We start from the raw sequence: 2,565 nt of genomic DNA, 5'->3' as shown, positions 1-2,565 counted from the left end.
AAAACTGACCCACCCTGCCGATTGAAAATTGACCCAGGACGGATTGCTGATTTCTGTCCCAGCAATTGTGGATAAGTTTAGCAGCAGTGCTCCGGTTCGAGACGCATCAAGCCCCACCGCATGTATGCATACAGCAGGGCATTTATGGTGCGGATCAAAATGGCTCATCGTCCTCGATATCATCTCCGTCCTTGCGCTTTCTTTCGCGTGACTTGATCTTTGTCTGGGCGGCCAAGGTGCTGTGCTGAAGGCGGTAGGACTCATTGCCCGTTTCGACGATGTGGCAGTGGTGTGTTAACCGATCCAGCAACGCTGTAGTCATCTTGGCGTCGCCAAACACGCTCGACCACTCCGAGAAGCTGAGGTTGGTGGTGATGACCACGCTGGTGTGTTCGTACAGTTTGGACAGCAGATGAAATAACAGTGCGCCGCCGCTTTGGCTGAAGGGCAAATATCCCAGCTCATCAAGTATCACCAGATCTGTGCGAAGCAGTCCCTGTGCGATTCGGCCTGCCTTACCATCGTACTTTTCACGCTCCAGCAGGTTGACCAGATCCACCGTGGAGAAGAACCGTACTCGTTTGTTACGAGTCGTTATTCCTGACACAGCCAAGGCACTGGCCAAGTGTGTTTTTCCGGTTCCAGGCCCACCGATGAACACCACATTTTGCGCTGTCTCCGTAAACTCCAAGCTGGATAACTCCTTGACCAACCGGGCATCAGCGCTGGAAGCGCTGAAGTCAAAGCCAGCTAAATCACGGTGCATGGGGAGTTTTGCCATGCTCATCTGATGGTTCACTGAGCGCACTGCTCGATCCGCATGTTCCTGTTGAAGCAGATGTTCCAGCAGCCATTTCGATGAAGCCGTCGAGGCTGTTCCTTGAGAGACCAGTTCTTCCCAAGCACTGGCCATGCCGTGCAGGCGCAGCTCTTTGAGTTCCGTCATTAGGTCACGCATTGCGATTCTCCTCATCAGTCGTACGGAGCCGGTCGTAGCGCGCTGTATTGGCAGTAGGCGCGACCTTGAGTTGCAGGCTGGTTTCCACGCAGGGAGGTGGTGCGGTGGAGGTCAGGCGGGCAACGACATTGAGGATGTGATCGGCGCTGAGACTTCCCGACTCAAGTACCAGTTCCACCGCGACCAGCACCGGTTCGAGACCGGCGATGGGTACGGCAGCCAATACTTGCATCATGATTCGATCACCGTTGGTGTGACGCCTCAGTCCCCGCTTGAGAAGCAGTAACGGCTTCGGTAGATCGGCAAATGGGGCACCATTTCGCAATGCACCAGGCTTGCGTTCGATCAGTGGGATGTAGTGCTGCCAGTCAAAACTGACCTGATCTCGATCAAAGAGGCGCTCGTGGCTTGCGATCACCGTTTCGTCAGCGATGACCATGATCCGCGAAGGGTACAAACGGCTGCTGACCCACTGGCCAACTCGTTCGCAAGGCACCGAGTAGCGATTGCGCGCCACGCTGATCAGGCAGGTGCTGGAGACACGGACGGTGCGTTCGACGTAGCCATCAAATGCCGTCGGCATCGGCATCATTTCAACCTGCTCCAGCTCCAGGACTTCTGCCACCGTCAAACCGTTGTACTGCGGATGTATAAGTTCGCCCCAGAGCGTACGACAGCGTTGGCCGAGCCAGGCGTTCAGCTCCTCGAAGGTATGGAACATGCAGTCTTGAGCATCGATCCAGATGCGTCGTCTGCTGTCTTGGACGTTCTTTTCGACGATGCCCTTTTCCCAGCCCGAAGCAACGTTGCAGAAGTCCGGATCGAACAGATAGTGCGCGCACATCACGGAAAACCGGGCATTGACCGTGCGGCCTTTGCCTTTGTTAACCTTGTCGACAGCCGTTTTCATGTTGTCGTAAATGCCGCGACGCGGCACTCCGCCTAACGCACCAAACGAACGGGTATGGGCGTCGAACAGCATCTCGTGGCCTTGGCTGGGATACGCAACCAACCAGAACGCGCGACTGGCGCATAGCTTCATGTGGGAGACCTGGATACGTCGAAACAGGCCGCCGATCAGCAGACTCTCTTCGCTCCAGTCAAATTGAAACGCCTCGCCGAGGGCAAACGTCAGCGGTACAAAAGCGCGTAAAGACTTGCCTTGCTCACCTCGCCAAGAGCGCACAAACGCCGTGAGCTGGCTATAGCCGCCGCCGTAACCCTCGGCCTTGATCTGCTCGAAAAGCGCTTTGGCGCTCCTGCGGTTGTGTTTTGGCCGGAACGAATCGGCCTTGAGCGCCTGTTCCAGCGTCTCGTGGAAAGGGCTGAGTTTGTTGAACGTTACGCACCGTTGGTACACCGGCTGACTGGCTTCGGGCTCTCTGACCCATTTTCGGATGGTGTTTCTCGACAGCCCTGTGCGCTTGGCTATCTGATGCAGCGAGAGCTTGTCGCGGAAGTACATCCGCCGGATTTTTCCCAACATTTCCATGCTGATCACCCTGTGTTCTCCTGCTCAAAAAGTGAGCAGAAGCAGTTGAACACCTGGGTCAGTTTTCAGTCGGCAGAACAGCCCCTACTGGGTCAGTTTTCGGTCAGCGGCAACA

2 protein-coding genes are annotated in these 2,565 nt (G+C 55.9%); both read right to left on the bottom strand.

Going from position 1 to position 2,565, the window contains the following annotated elements:
- Window positions 1-154: 154 nt before the first annotated feature.
- Window positions 155-958 (bottom strand): IS21-like element helper ATPase IstB, encoded by an 804-nt coding sequence (gene istB, locus IMW75_RS26625; protein WP_205894295.1) that lies wholly within the window; start codon window positions 956-958, stop codon window positions 155-157.
- A complete protein-coding gene (istA, locus tag IMW75_RS26620; protein WP_205894296.1) occupies window positions 951-2,450 on the bottom strand; it encodes an IS21 family transposase in 1,500 nt (499 codons plus the stop codon). Before istA ends, istB begins: the two co-directional genes overlap by 8 nt.
- Window positions 2,451-2,565 lie beyond the last annotated feature (115 nt).

Source organism: Pseudomonas gregormendelii (assembly GCF_017114825.1).
GTDB lineage: Bacteria > Pseudomonadota > Gammaproteobacteria > Pseudomonadales > Pseudomonadaceae > Aquipseudomonas > Aquipseudomonas gregormendelii.
This window is presented reverse-complemented; position numbering and strand designations above follow the sequence as displayed.

Bases quoted from the DNA above. Each gene is read 5' to 3' on its own strand.
- istB (WP_205894295.1), bottom strand. From the start codon at position 958: ATGCGTGACCTAATGACGGAACTCAAAGAGCTGCGCCTGCACGGCATG.
- istA (WP_205894296.1), bottom strand. From the start codon at position 2,450: ATGGAAATGTTGGGAAAAATCCGGCGGATGTACTTCCGCGACAAGCTC.